Raw genomic sequence first — 23,865 nt, forward strand, 5'->3', positions numbered from 1 at the left:
TTTAGCAGTGGAGAGAGGTCAATACCACGTAGTGAGGCGCTAAGCACTGCTACGAGTCAAGCCAAATGTACTCACCAACATTTTCTGTTTCGTTTTCTTTAGCTTCGGCAAGCCGTGAGCGACCTTGCTCAGTCAGTCGCCATCGATATGGATATCCATTCTCGTTCGCATCTAATTCAAGATCACCTTGCTCGTGTAGCTTGTGGAGATTATATCGGATCCCTTGTTTTGTGAATTGTAGTGCCTCATACGCAACACTTGACTGGTGCCACTCACCGTCTTTGGATGTAAATGCCTCCAAAATTGATAGAGGATTAATTTCATCTGTCCGGCCAGAGAAGTAATCGTCTAAATCAATCTCTTCAATAGCGGGCATATCCTGCTCAATTAGCCACTCTCGACCTTCTTCTGTCAGTGACCAAGCGTAAGATTGCGTATGCCCTTCCGAAGCCTCAGAACGGTTGAGATAACCGCTTCGGTAGAGATGCCGTAACCGGAAGTATGCTGAGCGGTTGTCAATTGGAAGAATTTCCCCGAGGTCAGATGTCTTCGCTGGCTCAAAAGCGTCTACCAGCCAGACAAGCTCTACTTTTCGTACTAGATGTGGCATTACAGTATATAATCGGCGAATGCTGAAGAACGCATCGCCACATTCAGGTCAACTACCCCTCCCTACTTCGCTCACCCTGATGGGTTCGCTCGTTGAGGGAGGGGCTTGTCCGTGACCTCAGCCTCGAACCCGTCCGGGTGGGCGGAGAATCCACCACTTGGCGTCACCGTTCCAGACTTCAGGGCGAGTTGACTGTCGCCCGTCCGCCGAGACGACTGTTGGCCTCGACGGACGTACCGCATCCCGATGTTCTTCGCCGCATTGTAGTCCGCGTTCGCTTCCGACTCACACTTCACGCAGCGGAACTCCGTGCGAGTTCGGCGATTCTCGGCTGCCGTGAATCCACACTCGGCGCACCGTTGCGACGTGTACGCCGACCCCACTTGCTTCACCGAGATGCCGACTGCTTCGGCTTTGTACTCTACTTGCTCGTACAGGGTTCGGAACGCCCACTTGTGGCCCCACGACGCACTCGTTCGGTCGCGGATGTCAGTCAAGTCCTCAAACGCAATCACGTCGCACTCGTATCGAAGTGCTTCGTTTAGGATGGCGTTCGACGCTTGGTGAACAACGTCACGAACGTATCGTAACTCGCGTCCACTTGATTGTTCGAGCGTTCTGTGGGCGCTTCGCGTGCCCGTCTGTTGGAGTCCTGTGCGGACTTTCTCGAACTCGCGGAGGTTATGAGAGAGTTCACGCCCGTTGATGAATCGTGCTGTGCTGGTGACGGCGATGTTTTCGATACCGAGGTCGACCCCGAGAACCGTTCCGTCCTCGGCGGCATCTCTCTCGGTGTCGGTCTTTGGTCGGCGGAAGCCGATGTGCAAAAAGTAGTCGCCGTCACGAGCGGTGAGTGTGGTTTCCGTAACGCTCCAGTTGTCGGAGTCGAGATACTGCCGTTGGTAGCCGTCGGCGGCGTCGGGCAGAGCAAGCTCGCAGCGAACGCGACTCTCCGTCGTGGAGAGCGACACTGTATCGTCATCGAACAGCGTCATCGTTCGAGTGTCGTACGTTACCGTGGGTGCGGTGAACGTGGGCTTGCTAACCTGTTTACCGTTCGAGCGGCGTTCGAGACAGCCGGTGATGGCTTGGGCGGCTTGGTGGGTGGCGAGGATCGCGTGCTGACTCCCGAGGTCGGTGTGTTTGCGCACGTGGTCGTAGGCGAGGGGTTGTACGTCGCTTTTCGCGTTACACTTCCCCCACGCCATGTCCGTGGCGAGTTGGCACCCACGCTTCCACTCGGAGATGGTTTCCTCAAGCAACTCGCGTTGCTCATCGTCTACTGAGAGACGAGTGATTGCTGTCCGACGCACGTAGTCGTCTGCCACAGTTTCAATGTGTATACGTGGCTATTAATAAGCTGGTGTTTGGTACAGATACGAACGCACTCCTCTCCTCCCTACACGCTCCCTCCGGTCGCTCCTTGAGGAAGGGAGCTCCGCGCTAGCGCTTCAGTTGATCGGCGGTGTCTCCAGATCGTCGGGAAGGATGTATTCGAACTCAACGCGCCCGTCTACGGTCGGAAGGGAAACGTGATCTCGGTGGAACGTCGCACTTCGCTTGTCGTAGACTGCGCTGTCTGCCGAAAAGTGTGGTTGCGATGTGTTCTCACCACGTTTGAGGCGTTCGACGCCGCTTTTGACGGCTTCAACCGCTCTACGAATCCCTTTCTGGACGAGATTCGCGGTGAGGTCAGTTTCGTCGCGGAGCTGGTCGTAGGGGGCGCGTTCGACTTTCGATTTCGAGGTGACGTGGGAGCCGCTGTCGCCGTGCCAATACCACTCGCTTGCGGTGTTGGCGCAGCGCTTGAACTGCTCGACCGTCTTTCGAAGGGAGGTGTCCGCCCCTTCACGAGTGTTGAGTTTGATGACGGCGGTACGGCGGTGCTCCACTGTATTTTCACATACGCTCTTGTGGCGTAGATTGTTGATACAGTTCTCTCGAAGGCAGTGGAGGTGGAAAATGACCGGAAGACCGCTCAGACAACTGGTTCTCATCTGGGTCGCTCGATACCAGAATCACAAGACGGCACTACACCGACAACGTACCATGTATGAGCGCTCTCATCAAAAAACTGATTACCTCGGTGAATAAGTTGTGATTATGAACCGCCGATTGGTCTTCATCGGTATCCTTGCGATTATCATAGTCGGTGCCGGGTGCTTCGGCACTGTTAGCGGCTCACAGGGCGGCTTCAATCTCGACTCAGATACAACGGTAGCAGTTCCATCGGAGAACGTATCCCAAAGCTACACTGATGGAGAAATTCAAATATCAAAGACTGCAGTTGTTGGGCCGAACGAATCTATTACCCTCTCAGCATCGGTCCCCAATGAGCAATCATACTCTCTGCAACTCTGGAATACAGAGCGGAGAATTGTCGATGACGAGGCGATTAGTAAGGACCAGACAACGTATCAACTTGCGACAGGCCCAGAACCACCGGGTAGCTACGTAGTTACAATCTGGGACTCAAACGAGCGACTTGTGAGAGATTTGCTACCAGTTGTGATCGCTTCGCATGAGATTGACTCAGCGACAATTGACAGCTCCCCGGTAGAAAATGCGGAGATCGACCGGAATACTTCGGTTCCGGTCGCGGTGACACTAACGACACTCAAATCAACGCCAATTGAATCTGTCGAGTTTACAGCGTGGAACGATGACCAAAACCAGACGATCGAACTCACTGAAAGTGGCGGTGAGTACAAAGGAAACCTATCTGGTCTTGAACCGGGGGAGTACCAGACACAGGTTCGGATCCGGGGTGGTGATGAAGTTAAAGGGCAAGATCCGCTTATTGGGTTGAGTGAAGCGTACACATTGAGTGTGCAAGACTCTGGTGGGTCGGACGGAGGTGATGGGTCTGACGGAAGTGATGGGTCGGACGGAAGTGATGGGTCTGACGGAAGTGATGGGTCGGACGGAAGTGATGGGTCTGACGGAAGTGATGGGTCGGACGGAAGTGATGGGTCTGACGGAAGTGATGGGTCGGACACTGATAACTCTACAGAGACCGATAACAGCTCGGACCAAGACCAGAATAATGAGACTGACACAAACCAATCTATCTCGCCAAACGAGGATGTAATTAATGATGACACGAACGATAGCACACCGCTATATGGAGTTCAAATAATATTGTTCGTAATTGTCTTGAGCGGTGCTATTCGGCGGCTTTAGGCATCTGAAACATCTGATTTAATCATAATATTCGTTAGGTTCGTTCGATTATTAGTTGGCCGATGCGGTCGTTGATAATTATTTGGAGTCAAGTGTCAATAAGATACAACACTATTGCTCCGAATATCCACTCACTTTATTTGTCGGAGAGTAGAATAGACGATATCCCCGAGATGCTGGTTAAGCGACGCTCTAACCATTTCAATGACTCTTGAAAAACGACGGCAGTTCATATATGCTCTTGTTGCGTGGATGGTGGGCGTGATTGTCGTACTGACGACGCTTGATGCCTTAGAGTTGGAACTATTCTTTGTGGTGTCACTAATTGGTCTGCTTGTCGTCGTTGAACTAACAGCGCCATTTAATGTTACCCCTCGCTGGCGGCGACGGGTACTGCCAATAATTCTCATCGGCTTAGCTGGGTTCGCATACATAGTCATTCGGCGGATTTTGGAAATTCTCCCGGAGGGGACTTTTTAAATGGATACTCCGCCGGTCCCCCGACTCGTACTATACCTGCTTATTTGTGTTCTCGCTGGGACCCTTGTGTTTGCGGCAGGGACTTCCACAGCGACATTTGGCGCGTATAATCCCCAGTGGGATGGCACGAGTGATCTTCGAGAACACGTCGATAACCAAGTTGAAGGTCAAATTGTAGTTGACACAGCTGCCTACGAGGCAGAAAATACAACTGACACTATTGGGATTATTCTCTCTCCCACAACAGCTTACACACCCAACGAATCACAGCGTCTGCGTAACTTTGTCGAACAAGGTGGAACCCTCCTTATTGCCGATGACTTCGGAAGCTACAGTAATCCATTGTTGGAATCAATAGGAGCCGACGCACGATTTAGTGGCCTCCAATTACGTGATGAACAGCAGTACTACCGTGGCCCAACACTACCGATCGCATCAAACGTATCTGAGACAACTTACACCGAGGGCGTGACCCAACTCACACTGAATGGCGCAACCGCCGTTGTCCCCGGAAATGCAACGCCGGTTGTGACATCATCACCAGTTGCGTACCTAGACCGCAACAGCACGGGAAACTTTTCGCCGGGCGACAAACTTGGAGCGTACCCGGTCGTTACCATTGAATCGATAGGTACTGGACAAGTGATCGCTGTCAGTGACCCAAGTCTCTTTATCAATTCAATGTTGACACAGCCGGACAATGAGGCGTTCATGACCCGGCTCACTGAGACACACAGCCGTGTTCTGTTAGATTATTCAAAAGCGGCACCGCTGCCACCAGTCGCTCGGACGCTGTTGTTGTTGCGGTCCTCGGAGTCGATACAGGTTGGTGCTGGACTCGTGACACTCAGTATGTGGCTTATGATTCGGCAGCGTACTCAGCGAAGGATATCACTTGGAGTTGTATTCGAGACACTCATTCCTGATACATTGCTGTCTGCGATGCCACTCTGGTTGCGAGATCTCTCCGTGACTCATCAGCCAATCGAGCTTAACGAAGAGACGCTCCGCACAGTCGCCCTCGAGAAGTATCCAGAGATTAGTGAGCCACAACTACGACAGGTGATAACAGCTGTTTTATCCAAGCGCCAACGAGGAGAGGAAGATGAGTAGTCCTGGGGCGCTATACGAAACGCTTTGTGATGCTGTCGGTGAAGTTCTTGTTGGCAACGAGGAAGTGATAGAAGGACTAACGATTGCGCTTCTCACCGATGGACACCTCCTACTGGAGGGTGTTCCCGGGGTAGCAAAAACAACGATCGCGAACGCATTCGCGCGGGCCACTGGACTCTCATATACACGTATCCAGATGACCCCCGACATGGTGCCAGCTGATGTCGTTGGCACGAATATCTACCAGCAAGCAACTGGTGAATTTCAGTTGAAAAAAGGACCTGTATTTTCGAATGTGGTCGTTGCTGACGAGATTAACCGGACGACCGCGAAGACCCAGAGCGCACTGTTGGAAGCGATGGAAGAGACGACAGTGACTATCGACGGTGACACCATCGCGTTGCCGGAGCCGTTCATCGTCGTAGCCACGCAGAACCCGATCGAGATGGAGGGGGTGTTCGAACTACCAGAAGCACAACGAGACCGATTCCAGTTCAAATACACCATTGAGATTCCAGATCGGACCGAAGAACGAACGATACTCGACCGCTTCGATAGGTCACCTGCGCTCGGTCCAGAAAGTGTCGAAGAAGTCATCGACCCTGAGACCCTTCAGACAGCAAGTGAGGCTGTGACAGCAGTACATGTCGCTGAGCCAGTCAAAGAATATATTCTCGACCTGGTGGCCGCGACGCGTACGGCACCAGCATTACAGCATGGCGGATCACCGCGGGCAACCCTGGCGTTCTTGCGTGCGGGTAAGGGACGTGCGGCAATACACGGTCGCTCGTACGTGATTCCAGATGACATCAAAGCACTCACCATGCCAGTGCTTGAACATCGAGTGATTCGCACTACTGACGCGGAGCTTGCCGATCAATCTGTGACTGATATTCTTGATGATATTCTCTCCGATGTGACCCCACCGAGTGCCGAGACCGACTTTTCAGGTCCAGATGGGGAGGCCGTCACACCCGACTGAATGCCCCGAGAGCGCGCCGCACAGAACACAGGCAGAGTAGATAGGGCTAGGTTCCGAAGGAATTCACTCCTCGGTAATGGCTTCAGAGTCCGAAGACGATACAGAGGCCTCCCCGTAGCGACACGTCACAGTGAGCGGGCCATCGGCCCTAACCGTAACTTGAACGGGCTCTGAGAGTGCTTCAACAACGCTTACAGCGAGAAATGAGCTAATCGGGTGATCAATTGCGTTGGGATCACCAAGCCCGCTCCCACTAATTTCAAACGTGATTCGTCTCGTATCAGTGTCAACAACTGACTCAACACCATCAGCGAGCTCGAATACGTTGACGAGCCCATCGGCAATCACCGACGTAGCTGCTTGTGGGCGTGAGTCTAACGGCTGGTCAAGTGATTCGGTAAATTCTTCAAACAACGGTTCACCGGTCGGGTAAAACGCAACACCACCCGTAGTGGGATCATCAGGCACAACGAAAAGATCAAGTCGGCCAGTAGTGCCGGGAAGTGATGTGTCCTCGTGACGGGGGACAAACAACCGCACGTCATCACCAGGAACATAGACTGGATCACCGTCGAGACCTAGCTCATCGATTATCGCTTCTCGATCAGCACGAACCGCCTCAAAGACGCGAGTCCCAACACGTGCGGTAATAAATCGCTCAGGGGTAATGAAATACGTGAGGACACCAGCAAAGATCCCTGTACCACCCAACGCGAACAACACGGACCGTGCGTCAGGAAATCCAACACCACCGATGATACCGAGTACCCCCACGAACAGGAGCCCGACAGCAGTGCGCCGATATGTCGTCTGGCGTGCTCGTGTGTACTCTTCGCGCAGTTGCTGGTTTTCGGCTTCAAGCACTGCGACACGCGTCTGGAGTGCTTCTGGCGTGTCTTCGGTAGCTGATAGATCCTCGGCTGTTGGTGATTGTGACGATTCGGTCCCGCCAGGTTGAGCCATTACGGTATCCCTCAATTCATTTCTTAGACAGTCACTCTTGTGACTTCGGTTCGAGTCCCTCAGTAGGGGTATCGGATGGACGAACAAGCCCGAGCCGAACAAGTGTTCCCCGATAGATACCGTAGAGACTCGCCGATACAGCGAGACAGAACAACCCCCCTACAACCAGAAGTGATTCACCACGCGAAAGGATAATGAGCCCCAGTAGGCCTCCAAAGCTGGTGACAGTCGCACTCAGCGCGAAGAGATCAAAAGGATTCCGTGTTGGTTCAGTGAGTACAGCGAGCAGGCCGAGTTGCGCAACGCCGACAAGGGGCGAGGTTGCGGTCAACAAAGGGATAAGAGTCAGCTGTCCGATCACAAACGCAACCGGAGAGGGACGCACAACAACAGCGAGGGACAGTACGAACAACGGGCCTACTGGAATTGCCGGCGATGCTGTAACCAGCGTGGCGGCAACAAGGAGTAATCCGACACCACCGACACGATCGCGTGCAGGTACGTCAACGTATGAATCGGAGAGTGATCGGACGCGTTGTGTTTGTCGTGTCATGAGGAGCCTCGTGACGTCGCAGAAGCTCGTCGGTGGGCCAAAACGCGTTGAATGCGCGTTTCCGGGGCAACCTCAAAAGCGGTCACCCGTGGGTGCTGTTCAAGCTCACGCCGGAATTCTTCAAACTCACGATACCGCTCATATACATTATCGAGTTCCGCCATATCTGTTGATTCAAACAGACACTGCGGCGTAATGAAGACGAGCGTTTGGGATCCGGCTTGGATGGCTGTTTTCACTGCCTCCCGAAGTTTGACTGGCTCAGAATCACTGGTCACCATCACAACGAGCCCATCTTCCCCAGCTTCTGTGTGTGTCTGACGAACGGTGTTCACAAGCGGATCCGCACGGAAACGCTGTCGATACTGCGTTTGGTCGCTCACGTAGGTCCGGAGTACAGACGCAAATGAGCTTGGATCCCCTGTAAGCCGATCGGCGAGATGCTGCGTCTGTGTTGCCGAACGGGTCCGTGGTGTAACCGTGTCGGCGGTCGGCTGTAAAGAGTATAATTCCGACTCGATTTGCGCGTATGTTTGTGGCGTCGTACCAGCCTGTATCTGGGCTGTGATGCCTTCATCACCAATAGCCCAGAATCCAAGAGGGTCGCCGTTTTCAGCGGCTGTTTGAGCGATACCGCCAGCCACCTCACGGGCATACGCCAGCATTGTTTCGTTGTTGATGCCCGTAGTCATTCGATGCCGGTGATCGACAAGGAGTAGAGTCCGGCGGTCTGTTTCTCCCTCTGTTTCACGGACGTATGGTTTGCCGAGTCGGGCGGTAGCGTTCCAGTCGATCTGTTGGCTGTCGTCACCGGGGACATACTCACGTAACTCACGTGTCGTTACCCCCGGCCCAGGCTGATCGGACTGGTGCTGTCCGTACGCACTTTGTACTCCGGTTCCGCCTTGTCCAACGTGGAGTGTTGGGTTGTGTGGGCGCACTGTTAGTATCGGTGTCTCACGGTGAGGAATCGTGATGCTGTATAAGTCATGTCTGTCATCGATGGTGACAGTCGCAGCCGGAAACACAAAGCGACCGACGATATCAGCAGAGAGCAAACAAGTTGTTGTTTCTTCTGTCTCACCGGGTTGTAACGTGACCCTTGGAGTGCCAGTCTCGACCGTAATCCCAGGTGGCATCTCAGCCGTTATCTCTACATGTTCCTTGGTTGTGCTCGCCGGACGGGACGCGTGGAGAGCGAGTTCAGTCTTCCGTTCGACAAATATCTCTGAAGCGCTGAGGGTGTAGTTAACGGAGAGATTCTCCTCCTGGCTGGTAAATGACTGACTTGCTGTAACCGCCCCCGAAATAAGCCATGCGTTGACTCCTCCAGCCGCGAACAAAAAGAAAAGCTGCTCAGTCAAGACAGCAAGTACAACGAGCAGTAGCCCGGTGCCAGCCAGTGTCCACCACTGCTCTGTGACCTCCATTATCTCGTTCTCTGTGTGGAGGAAATTGAAACTTGGCTTCTCCGCGTTTGTGTTCCCGATCAAGAGACCGCAATTTCAGCAAGAGACGAGTAGGGCAGCTATTTGGAACGAATGAACTCACTAGTGAACTGCTAGTCGTACTTTTTATTACGGCTGCTACGTGAGATTGGCTGTGTCGCGCCGTGTTCGTCGATTCGCGGTGTTTGCCACGGTGATGCTACTCGTGGGTGGAGTTGCTGTCGGAGCGGGTGCAACAGCGCCTGCTCCAATAGAATCAGGTAACGAGACAGCGCCTGATAGTCCCCCTTCACATCAGAACCCTACAAACGTGACCGAGTCAGGTGACAGCCAACAAGTCGCCAGATATCTCAATAGTCAGCTCGTCTCCCGGCTGAACGCAAGTGCGCTCGCCGTCAGCGATGAGGAATACGCGAAGGGACAGCAGCTTTTGGGAGCCGACTATGATCTTCTACTTGAGCAGTACGGTGCCGTCGCGGCAGGTACTGATACAGAGCAAATCGTCACCCGATTTAATCTCACGCGTGAGCAGCAACGCGAGATCATCAATAAGGCCCAGCAACTCAATCAAACTGCGACCCTTTATCAAGCGGCTGTAAGAAATGGGGATGATGAACGCGCACGTGCGCTTGCCCGAGACATTGTTGAAAATGCGAGTGAGTTGAACGCCAGCACGGCCACCCTCAACGAGCAGTATGCGAATCTCGAGACACAGACGAATTTGAGCTTTGAGACGACACAAGAGGCGATCGTAACCAACCAGCGGCGTCTCACGCAAGCAGCAGGGGCCATTGCGTCACGTGAATTTACAGAGACCAATGTGAGTGTCCAAACCGCACAGCCGAATCTCTCGGCGGCTTCCCCCACACAGATACATGGGCGTCTCGTTGCTGCCAACGGCACTCCAGTAACCAACGCCACGGTGGAAATCGCTGTCGGTGATGATACGATTACCACACAGACTGACTCGGTGGGGAGGTATACAACGTCTTATCAGCCATTACTTGTGTCATCGAACATATCGACGCTTACCGCAAGCTATCGTCCAGCGTCCGGAGATCCGTTTTTATCAAGTACAGCAACAACGTCCATCTCAGTAACCGGCCAGCAACCAAGCACACTTTCGGTCACAAACGCAACCACGAGCGCTGGCTTTGGTGACCCCCTTCGTGTGTCCGGAGATGTTAATATTCACAGTGTAGAGAATCGCTCGCTCGCGGGATTACCGGTTGTACTCCAGATTGGCGAGCGAAAAGTAGCCACAGGGTCGACAACAGCAAACGGCAGCTATACGCTTGCTACAACTCTTCCAGAAACGATTGCTCCTGGCGAGTACACAGTGCGTGTGAGGCTCGCAGCAGATGGGCTCACTGTCGCTCCGACAGTAGCCATGACACAGCTCACCGTTCAATCGACACCGACGGAGTTGTCCGTTGAGACCAACGATACTGAAACGGATTCTGAGAACATCTCAATTACCGGGACACTCACGACCGATACGGGAGACCCCCTCGCTGATCGGACACTCCAGCTTCAACTGGGCTCAGTTCCATTTAAGACAGTCCGGACAGACAGCACCGGTCAGTATCAGGCAACCATCGATCGCGCAAGCGTACAAGACGAGGACACCCGCGTATTAACGGTCCAATTTGCTGCGAGCGGGAGTAATCTTGAATCGAGCACGGCTGAACAGACATTATCGCTGTCAGCAACCAATCCAGGTCGCCAACTCGTACTTGTGGCTGGTCTACTCTTTGTCCTAATTATGGGTGGCCTACTTGTGATCCGGGAGCAGTTTACGACACAGTGGGCTCAACTTCGCAATTCAGTTAGTTGGGACACAGATGATAAAACCGAGACCTCTGTGAACACGGATGAGACGGAAGCTGGCCGCTTGGCAGTTGCGGACATCCCTGACGAGACCACTTCAGCAGATAGTATGTCTCTCCGCGAGCGTGCCCAGAATGCACTCAACGCTGGTGACCCTGACGCAGCTGTACAGTTTGCGTATGCTGCGTTCCGGAACGAGATTCGAAGTCCAATCGACCGTTCTCAGACACACTGGGAGGTCTATAATCAGTGGCGTGCGACAGACCAATCTGAAGCGGCAGCCGTTCGCCAACTCACAACCGCATACGAACAAGCTACATTCGCTTCAGAGCCAGTCTCGGTAGAGACCGCCCAGAAAGTCGTTGAGTTACTACCATCATTGACAGAGACCTCCGGATTGCCACAGCGATGACAGCGTGGGTCCCACAAGTTCAAACTGCCGGGACAAACGAGCTGAGTATCGCTCGACCTCCGCCTGAAGACAGAGGTATGCGCTTGTATCTCTATCAACGACGCAGAGGATAGGAGTAACAGTCGCCTGACGCGGCGAACTCCAGAGAAGTGGCGGCGTCCATGGTTGTAAGCCTGAAACTCCCACCGCTCGGGATTCCTCCGCGTGAACGCGGAAGGGTATATTAGACTACCAACTGGTCGAACAGCGACTGTACGTCAAATATCGTTACTTCCTCCGGATTGTCTGAACCGGAGAAGTTGAATGCCTCAGGATGTCCTTGGACCGCTTCAGTGTCAAGATTATCGTATAAGGCTTGGACGTCGAAGACCGTGAAGTCACCGTCCCCATCGATATCTTCATATCGTCCATCACCATTCAAATCTTGCGGCGGTTCGCCGCCACCAACGGGGTCAACTGCTTCAACGACCTCTAACGCTCCAGACTGCTCGTCGTCTTCAGTCAGGATTGTGTAATTGTACATACCAGGAGTTCGATTAAGCGTTACCCCCTCAAACGTAACATTTGTAGTGTCTCCGGTGTCAATACTTACGTTCTTTGTCGTAACCGCCTCGCCACCGATCTGTAACGTGACTTGCTTCGTATCATTCCAGTTTCCAGCGTTCGTTACTGAGGCTCCGAAGCTAACATTTGTGAGTTCCTGACTGGTGACTGTGCGGTCCTCTACGGGATCGATCTCGAATATACCGGTCGGCTCGACAATTGACAGCGTGGCCGATCCCGAATCCGATATATTGTATCGGGTTCCGTCGATATTAGTGACTTCAGCGTTTTCAGTTCGAACGGTGACATTTGCGCCTGGTGTTACCTCATCATTGACGGTAGCTGTTACTTCGGCGAGAACGGTCTCATTTGCCCCAGGATGCTTGTTATCTCCCATTCCAACTTCCAAGCTCAGATGGGTACCGTTCTCGGAGATCTCTGTACCAGGGAAGGTAGGATCGTTGCGGAGTGAAACTTCCTCAAATATTACAGCCGAGTCTGCTGAAGAGAGAGCAATCTTATACGCTCCAACCCCTTGATTTGCATCTTCAATGATAAGGTCAAATGTAACCGTCTCACCCGGTACAAGTTTGGTCGTCGTCGGGTCAACTACAACAGAGATACCAGCTGGGTCACGTTCATCAGCGTTATCTCCAACAGTCGGCCCGTCTTCGGCTCTGGCTTCAGTCTCAAACCTCCAAACTGTTTCATCTGTAGAAGTCGTTTCCGCACGATTTTGATGATTGTCGGCACATGATTGCTGCCCAGTACTTACATTTTGATAATTTACAGAGGTCGTATTTTCATCACCAAATTCTACTTTTTCACACTTGGTGTCATCTGCTGCTACAGCACCACTACTGGCTATCAGTAGAACAATTATTCCACAAACGAGAAGTGTACCGAACTTAAGATACTCTTCTCCTGACGAGTATACGTACCTCATACCATGCTTTACTCATACAATCTGGAATAAACGTTATGGTGTCATGTATCACAGCAGAACGATCGAGTGGACAACCTATACCCATCTAGAATATACGATTTATGCTAGAGTGTAGGATTAATTGTGTGCCCCTAATGTGAATTATTGTTATTTTAGATAATTTTTTTGATATTTGATTAGAGGGCTTCTCATCCGGGTTACGGTTGTGCTTTCGTCTGGAAGCGCTCAAAAACACTGTGTGGGGCGAATTTATGGATAGTATGAAGAGGTACTGTCGCGACATCGACACATGTCTTTCGCATTGTCCACGTGGCCAGCGTCACTCAGGGTGAACCGCCTCGGCGTCAAGCCCCGTGGCATTCGCCTCGTCAGCCTTGACATCTTCCCCGCGCTAAACGCGAGGGTTTCGCCTCGAATTTCCCGTGATTGTAATGAGAAGAGTCCCTGTACCGACCATACCTGCTTTCGAGAATATCGCATTAAGAAGATACTGGGTTGAAGTCTCTCGTTTCAGAAGGCTGTGTTGAATCGCTGTAAGGCGGAGGGATTCACTGTTTGACGAAGCGTTTGATGTTATAGACGACACACATCAGCGCGATTTCGCGGAACTCACGGAACCATGACCGCGCTCGCACGGCGAAGCCGAGCGAGCGCTTGACAGCAGAGTTCACGGTTTCAGTCATTGAGCGCTGATTGTAGCGGTTATCGTCGATTCTGGCGTTGTGCGCGTGGTCGTACGGTGCGAAGATGCGGTGCTTGATCAGCGGTCTGATCCCGAGATCGCGTAATCCTTCGCGGAGCGATTGCTTGTCGTAGCCCTTATCGGCCGCAAGAGACCGCAGATCGCCCGCGTTCCGGCGGGCGATCTGCTCAGCGAGGTCTGCGTCGCTTCCTTCTCGATTCGTTGAGCAGTGAACGTCAAGGACAGCCTGAGACGCTGTATCGACGAGCTTCGTGACTTTCAGCTTTTGAACGCGGTAGCTGATTCGCTGGCAGTAGTGGCGGCTGGCTGGTGAGCGGTCGTAGAACGTGGCGTCGATCGCGGCGTGTTCAGAGAGTTCGTGCAGCTGCGCCGACTGGCGCAGCAGCACTCGACAGACGCTCATGCTGATCCGGTCGAACGCCTTACACAACGTGGATGGTGCGGGGAGATCGGCCGCGCTGAGGCCGATCTCCCCGGTTATTTGTGGCACCTCTTTGAGCAAGTCGATCGTCATACGGTACGACGTATCGAGGTAAATCCGGAGACAATGGAGGGAAACGAGTGCGTAGTCGGCGAATCCGCCGCCCCGGACGGTGGCGGCGGATTCGCCTCCATCGCCAGTAACTCTTTGAGCAACCGGCACAACCTCCCCGATGAAGCGGGAGATTTGGGTCATAGGCAACCGAATCTTCCCGCTTCAACTCCTTTGATTTAGCGGCCTACCTCTCTGCCGTATGGCGATTCAACACAGCCGGCTCAGCCCATTACCGTCATACGAATCCACCTCTCAATCCGGATATCAACGTGTACCTATTGCTCTAAGCCTGACAACAGCTACGCGGTATGTTTCGTATCTGTATGGGTCATTGGAAGAGACACCACCGCCCTGAATAAAACTCAGGAGTTGCCCTCGTTAGAAGCCGTCTTTTCGCTGCTCTGTTTATATCATAAATGGAACGCGTGTGTCGGCTATCTGTTCTTGATACTCTCGTGATATTGTCTACGATTCATCGAACAATCCATCAACGACCGTCTCAATCAGCGCGTCCTGTACCCGGGCATAATCAACCGTACTCTCTGCTCCGACCGGCGCATTCTGTGACCGAACAGTAAAAACTAGTGAAATGAATAGCTGTTCGATAAGATCTCGGTCGTCGTACCGAAACGTCTCAAGTTCCGCCCAGCGTTCAGTGAACGGCAAATTCGGACCACCCGGTTGTTTGTCGGCAAACTTCCCGTCAGCCTCTAACTGTTCAAGTTGATCTTGAAGCGTCCGTAACTCACCGTCGACGAGCAGCGCAGAAATTAGCGGATTCGATTGAATCTCTTCTAACGTAGTTTGGAGAAATAGTCGAACCTCGTCTCGTGGTGTCTCTCCTGTTTCGACGGCGTCAGCAATCTTCTCTTCGAGCCGCTGTCGCTCTATTAGTAGTACATTTACATACAGCTCCTCTTTTGAGTCAAAAAACTGGTAGAACGTGCTTGTCCCAATGCCAGCCTCAGTTGTGAGGTCGCTGATCCGGGTTCGCTCAAATCCGAACTGCGCGAACGACTCTTGACCGGCTTCGACCAACTGTGACCTGATCCGCTCTCTGTCTTGCTCACTAAATCGGCTCATTTCCTTTCCTGTTGACGCCTTTTGCCGATTGACTTGACTTCATCGACTGGTAGTTAGGATTCTAAGAACAAAGTGTTTATCAATTCGCGAGCTAGTATATTGATACACACCAAATGACGCATCCCCCCGACATAACTGCCAATAGACGCACCTTTCTAACCAATGTATCCGGGTCTTGGACAGTCGTTGACTGCCACGCTCGGAGGCGGTCTGTATGAACCGACGTTCGGTCGTCACCCTTTGTGTGACACTCCTACTGTTAACCAGCGGAACAGTCGGTGCCACTGCCGGTGTAGGGGTAGTCGGTGCCTCGTTCGATGAGACTCCAACCACGGATATTTCCGGCACGGCCCCGGCTGAGCCGGTCCCCCAAACAACGACTCTCGTCCGCGGCTCGCCTGACCTCTCTGTGGCACTCGCACAGCCGGAAGTTACTCCCGGTCGTACGAATCAGGTGACACTTCAGTTGATCAATGACGGTGATCTCAACATCGGTACGCCACAGAATCGCGAGGTTGTCACGACCGCTCGCAACGTTCGGCTTACCGCGGGGGCTGATGACTCGCCGCTAAAGGTCGAGACCGACACCCTCGCGCTCGGAGCAGTGGCCGAAAATCGCCCGCGTGACGTGCCGTTAGCCGTATCTGTCCCGAACGGAACTGAAGCCGGCAATTACGAACTTAAAATCGACGTGGAGTATTCGTATACCTCACAGCTGAGCGGCGGTGTGAGCTACGACCAAGAGGAAACAACAACGCTCGATGTCGACGTCGAGGTAACCGACGACGCTCGCTTCAAAATCGTCGATGTTACGACTGACGCGCAGATCGGTGACCGCGGCACACTCGAGGCAACACTCAAAAATATCGGCGCAACGGCTGCGCACGACGCAACCGTCGCGCTCGAATCGTCGAGTGCCGGCTTAGCGCTTGGTCAGCGCGCCTCGGACGCGGCTCGGGTTGGATCGATCTCGCCGGGCGAAACTGTCACAATCCCGTACGACGCCTCGTTCACTCCGACCGCACCAACCCGTCAGTACGCCATCTCCGGGCAGGTGTCGTTCGATACTCCCGACGGGATCCCCCACGTTGACCAGGGACTCTCGGCGGGCGTGACACCGCTCGGCGAACAGACATTCGCGCTCGAAGACGTTGAGTCGACACTGCGCGTGGGCGAAGACGGGGAACTCACCGGCACGGTCGTTAATACGGGTCCCGTCGCGGCAGACAACGTCGTTATTCAGTACGCGGGCAGTGCTGGCAACATCATCCCGATCGAGCAGTCCGCCGCTGTCGGATCGCTCGATGCGGGTGAGTCGACGGAATTCACCCTGCCGATTTCAGTCGGTGGTGAGGCCGAGTCGGGGCTCCGTACCGTCGACTTCGCCGTCCAGTACCGCAATGACGGCGGCGAAGCCCGCGTGTACAACGAGGTCGCGGTCAACGCCGAGGTTGCTCCAGAACGGGACAGCTTCACCGTCGCGATTGAAAACCAGACGATCGAAGCCGGCGGCTCTCGGACGGTCGAGGTGACCGTCACGAACAATCTCGGTGAGCCCGCAAGCGATCTTGAGGCGCGACTGTTCGCCAACGACCCGCTCGAAACCGGTGACACTGACACCGGGTACGTCCAGTCACTTGACGCGGGCGAGTCGACGACGATGACGTTCGACCTCACGACGACGGGTTCCGCAACCCCCGGCAGTACGTACCCCATCTCGCTCGACTTCCGGTACGACGACGCCGACGGTGACAGCCAGCTCTCGGACACCTACCGGGTGCCGATCACCGTGACGCCGAGTGAGGGGGGTGGCCTCCCGCTGCCCGTCATCTTCGTCGCGGCACTGGTGGTCGGGACCGTCGGGCTCATCGTCTACCGGAGGCGGCAGTAACTCATGGCGCTCAGTGATCGGATCGAGGCGGGAATCCGGCGGGTTAACGATGCCATCGTTGACCGGCCGCGGCAAGTGATTGTCGCGTTCCTCGTGCTCACCGTCGTCTTTGCCGGCGGTATCGGACTCGTCAGCACCGACACTGGGGCCACCGATGCGTTCACTGAGGGGCTCGACGAGCAGGAAGCCCTCGATGCGGTCAATCAAGAGTTCGACGACCCGTTCGAACCGGACAGCGAGTCGACGCAACTCATCCATACCGGCGGCAACGTCCTCACGAAAGAGGCACTCACACGGGAGTTACGGCTGCTCGAAGATATCTCGCAACGTGATGACCTTCGTGTGGATTCGGTGACCGGTCCGGCGACGGTAGTTGCGAGTGCGCTGGACCCGTCGGCCACGACGATAACGGAACAGCGTCGGGCCGTCGAAGCCGCCAGTCCGACCACCGTGCGACGGACCGTTCGCCAGCTCTCAGAGAATCCACGGTTCAGTCGCTCACTGGCCACGGATTTCAATCCGACGGCCGTCACCGCATCGGCATCGATCACGGTCGTGTCACACGAGGTGCCGGCCGGCTTCTCGGACCTCCAAGAACTCCAGACGACCATTCAGTCGATTACGAACGATTATCCGAGCGATATCCGCGCCTTCGGAACCGGCGTGACCAACGCTGAAACGGCGACCGTCATCGGCGACTCGCTCACGATCGTGATGCCTGTCGTGGTGCTTCTGCTGTTGATCTTCCTCGTTGTCGCCTATCGGGACCCGATCGACCTGTCGCTGGGACTGCTATCGCTGTTGATGACCGTCATCTGGACGTTCGGCTTTCTTGGGTTCTCTGGCATCCCGTTCAGCCAGCAGATGATTTCCGTGCCAGTGTTGTTGCTTGCGGTCGGGGTTGACTTCGGGATCCACATCATCAACCGGTACCGCGAGGAGACGGTCAAGGGCTACCAAGCCGTCGAGGCGATGCGCGAAGCAAACAACCAGTTGATGGTCGCGTTCATCATCGTCACTGTCACGACGGTGTTTGGATTCGGTGCCAACGTCGTTTCCGACTTGGGCCCGATCCGGGATCTCGGTATCGCCTCTGCGGTCGGGATAATTTTCACGTTCCTGATATTCGGATTATTCCTGCCGGCGGCGAAACTTGAGGTCGACAAGCTGCGGGAGGCGTACGATGTTCCCGAATTCAACTCGGCGCCAATCTCGTCGAGCGACTCTACGCTCGGAAAGCTCCTCACCCTCCCGACACAGGCCAGTCAGTACGCGCCGATCGCAATTGTGGTCGTCCTGCTCATCTCCGGCGGCATGGCGACCGCCTACGGGAGCGGCGTGGACACGTCCTTCGAGACGGAAGACTTCTTGCCGCCCGAAGAACTGCCCGAGTATGTCACTGCGCTTCCGGAACCGTTCGCGCCCAGCGAATACACGGTCGCAGAAACGATCTCACTGCTTGAGGACCGGTTTTCGACGAACCAAGACCAATCAGTGAAGATATACGTAGAGGGGAACTTCGAGGAAGACCACGCGCTAGAGGCGCTCGCGGCCCCGAACGAAAATCCGCCCGGCACGCTCGCGGTCGGCGACGGCGGCCGTGCCCGGCCGACGAGTATTATCACCGTTATTCAGTCGCAGGCTGAGCGGGATCCCGCATTCGGCCGGCTCGTTGCCCGTAGCGACGTTGACGGCAACGGGATTCCTGATCGGAATCTCGAGCGGATCTACGACGAACTGTTCGCGTCACCGGCCGGTGATCGGGCCGCGCAGTATCTCACCCCTGACCGGCGGAACGCACAGATCGACTACGCCATCGAGTCGAGTGCGAGCCAAGGCGAAGCCGCCGCTGACGCACGCCAATTCGCGGAGGACTTCCGCCCTGCGGCGACTGCAACCGGCCAGCTCGTCGTGTTCGACGCGGTTACGGACATTATCTTCAACTCCGCCATTCAGGGGTTGATCCTCGCTATGGGGCTGACTGGAATCTTCCTCGTCATCTCGTACGGTGTGCTTGAAGGGAAGCCGCTGCTCGGGGTTGTGAATCTCTTCCCGATTCTGATCGCCATCGCCTTCCTCTTGGGAACGATGCGAGCGCTCGGGCTCTCCCTGAACGCGCTCACTGCCACCATTCTCTCTATCTCTATCGGGCTCGGTATCGCGTACTCGGTTCACGCGACCCACCGGTTCATTGACGAGTACAACGAGAACGCGGACGCGCTCCAGTCGATGATCATCACGTTCTCTGGGACCGGCGGCGCGCTGCTCGGAAGTATGCTCACCACGTCGCTCGGGACCGGTGCGTTGGCGCTTGCGATTACCCCTGTTCTGGGGGACTTCGGCTTGCTGATGGCGCTGAGCGTCATCTACTCGTTCATCTTTACCGTGGTCGCACTTCCGCCAGCTGTCCTCCTGTGGGAGCGGTATCAGAATGCCTTCTCTAGCACTCTTTCATCGTTCACTTTCTCTCACCACTGATGCGGTCTTTTTCAGTGTCTTGTGTCCCCACATCGTCTGGAGATCCTGACAAAGCCCGACAATCGCTCTAAAAACTCCTCTCGATGTACTTTTCTCGCGGATCTGAGTTTCTGTGACAAGAATTCGTACAGTACGACAGATTGAAATAGGGATACTCACTCGTCCTAACGTGCCAGATGCTGTCACGAGTCATCCTTGATGGTTGCCGTGGCACGGAACTATCAGCGTATCGCAGTGACGGTGTCTGGCATTTTTCAGATGGGAGTGCTTGCCTGAGGTACACTCGGCCTCACTGGAACATCTGCGGCCTCCCGGACCTGTAGCAGGGTCTGACGTTGTCTCAGCATTGCTGTTCAAAAGATAACGCTGTCGTTCCGACTTGTCCGGTGTCACCACTGATCATGCTCTTCCACGGGTGCAAAATGCTTCTAGCCCCGACTACTCGCTGGCGCGCTCGACGACGACAGTGCGCCCGGTCAGCGTCTCGGGCTCGAAGCGGTAGAGTTCGATGTCTAAATCCGGCTTATCGTCGGCCCAGATCTCGAAGAGCGGTCGCCGCGCCTCGCCGTACTGCGCGATCGTCTCGGGGGTGAGTTCGTCGAGGTCGACCCGCTCTAAGGCGCCGACGCCGACGACGCTCGCGTACTCGTCGTCTTCGTCGTCGTAGACGACCACGCGGGCCTGCGGCGTCGACGCGAGGAACTCGCGCTTCTCGCTGTCGGGCGTCGACACCAGCCGGAGGTACAGCGCGCGGTCGTCCGCGTCGTACCCGTACGAGATCGGGATGGCGTACGGCGCGTCGTCGCGCGCCAGCGCGAGGACGCCCGTCTCGTGGCGGGACAGGTGCGCGTCCACCTCGGCCGGCGACATCTCGACCTCGCTGTTCGTCGGCATACCCGAATTTCTTCGCACGAGGTGATAAAGGACACGAGACGGGGCGGGGTCTCCGGGAGGTGTGGCGCCGTTGTGCGGCGTCGACGCCGGCGCAAGCGACGGGCGGTTCGTCGTCGCCGCTAGCTGATCGCCGGCGCCCCGCCGATGTCCTCCTCGGTGACCGGCGCCCCGCAGACGACGCAGCCCGTCTCGAGCAGCGTCGCCCGCATCGCGTCGTCCACCTCGATCGAGCGCCGACACTCCGGGCAGACGAAGGTGTGGGTGGATCGCCCCGTCATACCTGTGCGTACGGTCCCCACGCCCATCAAACGGGCCTCGGATTCTCGGGAGTTCGAAATGCCGTGAACGATCCTCACTCTAACAGCGCCCCGAACAGCTTCCGCTGGGCGGCCGCGACGTGCTCCGTGAACGTCGAGCGACCGATCCCCAGCGACTCGGCGACTTCGCCGGCGTTGGCGCCCTTCGGGTGGTCGAAGTAGCCCGCCTCGTGGGCGGCCGCTAACACCTCGCGCTGGCGCTCGGTCAGCTCGCTTCGGTCGACGGTGACGAGGTCGGACTCCGTCGGCGTCGTCGACGACTGGAGCAGCCGCTTCACCTCTATGTCCGGGCAGGCGTCGCGGAACGCCTCTAACACCGATCGCAGCGTCGGCAGGTCGGTCGCGTGGAAGGTGATCCGGAGCCGGCCGTCGCGGACCGTCGCCTCCGAGACGGGCGTCTCGTGGCGGTCCAGGACCGCGAACGGCGAGTCGGGATCAACGGCGGCGTCGAAGCGGTACGCCGCCCGGCCGCCGTAGTCGAAGACGACCTCGACGCCGTCGGGGACCGCGAGGTCGGCGTCCGCGATGAACTCCACGACGACGCGCTCGCGGTCGGCCGCGGGCGTGCAACGCGTCACCTCGGTGGCCGACGTCGCCCCGTCGACGACGCCGTCGAACGGGGACAGCGCGGTCGGCAGCGAGACCTCCGCCCGGATTCCCGAACCCATCTCGTTCGTCCGTACCCGTCCCGGGCAAAAACGTTGGCGGGCGCGCGGCCGCGGTATAAAACTCCCCGCATATGATGGGCCACCGTTCGGGGGGCTGGAGCGGGTACGTACAGATATGAAACGTCCCCCGCGCACGACCGACGGCACCACGACGACCGAGGGAGACGCGGCGCTCGACGCGACGTTCGAGGCGCTCGCCGACGCCGACTGCCGGGCGATTCTTGCGGCCGCGACGACGCCGAAGACGACGAGCGAACTGGCCGAGGACTGCGACATCGCGCTCTCGACCGCCTACCGGAAGGTGGAGCTGCTGAGCGAGACGCCGCTGCTCGCCGAAGGGGTCCGGTTCGACCCGGACGGCGACCACGCCGCGGAGTACGTCCGCGACGCCGCCGACGCCGCGATCGAACTCGGCGACGACGGCGTCGCGCTCACGGTCGACGACGGGGGGCGCGACCCGCTGGCCGCCGCGCTCGACGCCCCCGGCGTGTCGGCCGACTGACCGCCGCGCGCGGCGAGGACACACCCTCGATCTGCGGCAACCGTTCTCGGGGGTGATAATCGAACGGACAACGTTTTACGCCAGTTCGCAGACGGACCTCGTATGTCTCGGCAGCCGGAACCAGAGACCCTCATCGATCTCGCGCAGGACAAAATCGCGGTGATCGACGAGACGGGTCGGTTCCGGTACCTCAACGCGGCGACCCATGAGCTGCTCGGGTTCGAACCGAATGAGCTCATCGGCACTGATGCCTTCGAGCTCGTCCATCCCGAGGATGTCGACCGTGTTCGCGCAGCCTTTGAGACTGCAGTCCAGAACGGTATCCAGTCTGACGCCACTCTTGAGTATCGATACAGGACGGCCGACGGGGACTGGTTGTGGCTCCACACACGCGTCTACCCGCCAGAGGAAACAGGGATCGACGGATGGGCGCTCAGTTCTCGAAACGTTACTGCTGCGGTCGAATCTCGACGACGGCTCGAAACGATCGCATCCACGTCCCCGGATGTGTTGTGGATGTTTACTCCTGACTGGAGCGAACTGCTTTTTGTTAACGAGGCGATAAGTTCGGTGTACGGGATCGACCGTGAGACCCTTCGTGAGCAGCCGCAAGCGTTTGTAGAGGTCGTCCACCCAGACGACCGCTCAGCAGTCTTAGACCAGATGAAGCACCTAAGCGCTGGCAAATCGATCAACCTTGACTATCGAATCGGCACGTCCAACACGTGGACGCGCTGGGTGCGGGTTCCCGGTCAGCCGGTCGTTGAGGACGACGAGGTCGTCGCGGTCACCGGATTTGCTCGTGACGTCACCGACGAGTACCGACGAAAACGACAGCTCACGGTGATGGACAATCTGTTGCGACACACGATCCGCAACGATATGAACATTGTCGACGGCACTGCCGAACAGATTGCGGCTCGGGCAAACGACGCTCTCGCCGCGGCCGAGTCGCCAGCCGACCTCGATGCTGCCGCGCTCGCAGCCGACCTGCTCGACCACGCGGAAACGATCCGCCGTGTCGCCGACGACCTCCTCACGTCGGCTGAGAAACAGCGTGGCGTGATCGACCTCCTTCGGCGACGGGAGCCTCCGAAACCCCTTCAAGTCGACTCACTCGTCGAAACGGCGATCAATAACGCACTTTCCGACTGCGACGCGGCGGCCGCGGAGATCTCTGTCGACTGTCCCGACGGTCTCCGGGCACTCACGCACCCCGAGTTGGACTACGCGATTACAGAACTCATCGAAAACGCGATCGAACACGCGACGACCACGCCGCGGGTTACCGTTGAGGTGACCGCCCCAGACGACCACGTCGCGATCACCGTCCAAGACAACGCGCCGCCGATCCCAGCTGATGAGCACAATCCGATCACCGATTCGTGGGAGATGACCGACCTGAATCACACAGCTGGGATGGGACTGTGGCTTGTCTACTGGATCGCCGACCGCTCCGGCGGAAAACTCACATTCAACACCAACGCTGACGGTAACGAGGTAACGATCACCGTTCCGAACGCCGACTGCGATCCGACGCTTCCTGAAGCTGACCAGATCCCTCCACCCGAGACGGCGGTTCAACCTGCCGCAACCGAGCCCGACGGTGGTACTCCGTTCCGCTCCTCAGAGCCCGTGTTCGGCGCCGATGTCCCCGAGAGTTCCACAGACCCCAACGCCTCTCACGATCCCTTCTCGGGGTGGACCGACGGCTGATCGAAACCCGATCGA

19 protein-coding genes and 1 pseudogene are annotated in these 23,865 nt (G+C 56.3%); 9 read left to right on the top strand and 11 right to left on the bottom strand.

The features are described from left to right. Nucleotides 1–49 precede the first annotated feature (49 nt). From DVK06_RS18480 to DVK06_RS14335, 3 genes and pseudogenes are all read right to left on the bottom strand, one after another. A complete protein-coding gene (locus DVK06_RS18480) occupies nucleotides 50–610 on the bottom strand; it encodes a hypothetical protein (protein ID WP_147438117.1) in 561 nt (186 codons plus the stop codon). Nucleotides 611–681: 71 nt separating this feature from the next. Then, nucleotides 682–1,938, bottom strand: coding sequence for an RNA-guided endonuclease TnpB family protein (locus tag DVK06_RS14330; protein WP_121600782.1), 1,257 nt, complete (start codon nucleotides 1,936–1,938; stop codon nucleotides 682–684). A gap of 132 nt (nucleotides 1,939–2,070) precedes the next feature. Beyond that, a pseudogene (locus DVK06_RS14335) lies at nucleotides 2,071–2,502 on the bottom strand (RNA-guided endonuclease TnpB family protein); the annotation flags it as partial. A 211-nt stretch (nucleotides 2,503–2,713) separates the two neighbouring features. Between DVK06_RS14335 and DVK06_RS19045 the strand changes: the two are divergent. The 4 genes from DVK06_RS19045 to DVK06_RS14355 all read left to right on the top strand — a co-directional run bounded on the left by DVK06_RS19045 (nucleotide 2,714) and on the right by DVK06_RS14355 (nucleotide 6,368). Then, nucleotides 2,714–3,793, top strand: a complete 1,080-nt coding sequence (locus DVK06_RS19045) for a hypothetical protein (protein ID WP_199718704.1) — start codon at nucleotides 2,714–2,716, stop codon at nucleotides 3,791–3,793. Nucleotides 3,794–3,997: 204 nt separating this feature from the next. Further along, nucleotides 3,998–4,273: a hypothetical protein gene (locus DVK06_RS19365; protein ID WP_121600783.1), complete on the top strand. Its 276-nt coding sequence runs from the start codon at nucleotides 3,998–4,000 to the stop codon at nucleotides 4,271–4,273. Further along, a complete protein-coding gene (locus DVK06_RS14350) occupies nucleotides 4,274–5,386 on the top strand; it encodes a DUF4350 domain-containing protein (RefSeq protein WP_121600784.1) in 1,113 nt (370 codons plus the stop codon). It abuts the gene before it with no gap. Beyond that, nucleotides 5,379–6,368, top strand: a complete 990-nt coding sequence (locus DVK06_RS14355) for a MoxR family ATPase (RefSeq protein ID WP_121600785.1) — start codon at nucleotides 5,379–5,381, stop codon at nucleotides 6,366–6,368. The genes DVK06_RS14350 and DVK06_RS14355 overlap by 8 nt, the downstream gene beginning before the upstream one ends. Before the next feature lie 63 nt (nucleotides 6,369–6,431). Here the strand turns inward: DVK06_RS14355 and DVK06_RS14360 are convergent, their stop codons facing one another. Further along, nucleotides 6,432–7,331, bottom strand: a complete 900-nt coding sequence (locus DVK06_RS14360; protein WP_233561751.1) for a hypothetical protein — start codon at nucleotides 7,329–7,331, stop codon at nucleotides 6,432–6,434. Between the two features lie 549 nt (nucleotides 7,332–7,880). Next, nucleotides 7,881–9,314 carry a DUF58 domain-containing protein gene (locus tag DVK06_RS14365; RefSeq protein WP_121600787.1) on the bottom strand — a complete coding sequence of 478 codons (1,434 nt, stop codon included), beginning with the start codon at nucleotides 9,312–9,314 and terminating at the stop codon, nucleotides 7,881–7,883. Between the two features lie 328 nt (nucleotides 9,315–9,642). Between DVK06_RS14365 and DVK06_RS14370 the strand changes: the two genes are divergently transcribed. Continuing rightward, on the top strand, nucleotides 9,643–11,574 hold the full coding sequence (locus DVK06_RS14370; RefSeq protein ID WP_158600094.1) for a DUF4129 domain-containing protein: 1,932 nt from the start codon (nucleotides 9,643–9,645) through the stop codon (nucleotides 11,572–11,574). A 223-nt stretch (nucleotides 11,575–11,797) separates the two neighbouring features. Here the strand turns inward: DVK06_RS14370 and DVK06_RS18485 are convergent, their stop codons facing one another. The 3 genes from DVK06_RS18485 to DVK06_RS14380 all read right to left on the bottom strand — a co-directional run bounded on the left by DVK06_RS18485 (nucleotide 11,798) and on the right by DVK06_RS14380 (nucleotide 15,384). Next, nucleotides 11,798–13,063, bottom strand: coding sequence for a hypothetical protein (locus DVK06_RS18485; protein WP_147438118.1), 1,266 nt, complete (start codon nucleotides 13,061–13,063; stop codon nucleotides 11,798–11,800). 548 nt (nucleotides 13,064–13,611) lie between these two features. Beyond that, entirely contained in the window at nucleotides 13,612–14,442 is an 831-nt protein-coding gene (locus DVK06_RS14375) for an IS5 family transposase (RefSeq protein WP_121600789.1), read from the bottom strand. Nucleotides 14,443–14,766: 324 nt separating this feature from the next. After that, nucleotides 14,767–15,384 carry a TetR/AcrR family transcriptional regulator gene (locus DVK06_RS14380; RefSeq protein ID WP_121600790.1) on the bottom strand — a complete coding sequence of 206 codons (618 nt, stop codon included), beginning with the start codon at nucleotides 15,382–15,384 and terminating at the stop codon, nucleotides 14,767–14,769. Nucleotides 15,385–15,793: 409 nt separating this feature from the next. On the opposite strand from DVK06_RS14380, the gene DVK06_RS14385 reads away from it, so the two are divergent. Both DVK06_RS14385 and DVK06_RS14390 read left to right on the top strand, forming a co-directional pair. Next, on the top strand, nucleotides 15,794–17,275 hold the full coding sequence (locus DVK06_RS14385) for a COG1361 S-layer family protein (protein ID WP_199718706.1): 1,482 nt from the start codon (nucleotides 15,794–15,796) through the stop codon (nucleotides 17,273–17,275). A 3-nt stretch (nucleotides 17,276–17,278) separates the two neighbouring features. Continuing rightward, entirely contained in the window at nucleotides 17,279–19,753 is a 2,475-nt protein-coding gene (locus DVK06_RS14390; protein WP_121600791.1) for an RND family transporter, read from the top strand. Nucleotides 19,754–20,191: 438 nt separating this feature from the next. Here DVK06_RS14390 and DVK06_RS14395 read toward each other — a convergent pair whose 3' ends face one another. The 3 genes from DVK06_RS14395 to DVK06_RS14400 form a co-directional block, all read right to left on the bottom strand. After that, nucleotides 20,192–20,647, bottom strand: a complete 456-nt coding sequence (locus DVK06_RS14395) for a pyridoxamine 5'-phosphate oxidase family protein (RefSeq protein ID WP_121600792.1) — start codon at nucleotides 20,645–20,647, stop codon at nucleotides 20,192–20,194. Nucleotides 20,648–20,766: 119 nt separating this feature from the next. Next, nucleotides 20,767–20,925 carry a hypothetical protein gene (locus tag DVK06_RS19050; RefSeq protein ID WP_173228886.1) on the bottom strand — a complete coding sequence of 53 codons (159 nt, stop codon included), beginning with the start codon at nucleotides 20,923–20,925 and terminating at the stop codon, nucleotides 20,767–20,769. A gap of 74 nt (nucleotides 20,926–20,999) precedes the next feature. Next, the gene (locus DVK06_RS14400; protein WP_121600793.1) at nucleotides 21,000–21,632 is read right to left on the bottom strand and encodes a helix-turn-helix domain-containing protein; all 633 of its coding nucleotides are present in this window, start codon (nucleotides 21,630–21,632) and stop codon (nucleotides 21,000–21,002) included. 115 nt (nucleotides 21,633–21,747) lie between these two features. On the opposite strand from DVK06_RS14400, the gene DVK06_RS14405 reads away from it, so the two are divergent. Beyond that, the gene (locus DVK06_RS14405) at nucleotides 21,748–22,134 is read left to right on the top strand and encodes a helix-turn-helix domain-containing protein (protein WP_121600794.1); all 387 of its coding nucleotides are present in this window, start codon (nucleotides 21,748–21,750) and stop codon (nucleotides 22,132–22,134) included. A 102-nt stretch (nucleotides 22,135–22,236) separates the two neighbouring features. Beyond that, on the top strand, nucleotides 22,237–23,850 hold the full coding sequence (locus DVK06_RS14410) for a PAS domain-containing protein (protein ID WP_121600795.1): 1,614 nt from the start codon (nucleotides 22,237–22,239) through the stop codon (nucleotides 23,848–23,850). The last annotated feature ends 15 nt before the right edge of the window (nucleotides 23,851–23,865 follow it).

Source organism: Halorubrum sp. Atlit-28R, from assembly GCF_003665955.1.
GTDB classification, from domain to species: domain Archaea; phylum Halobacteriota; class Halobacteria; order Halobacteriales; family Haloferacaceae; genus Halorubrum; species Halorubrum tropicale.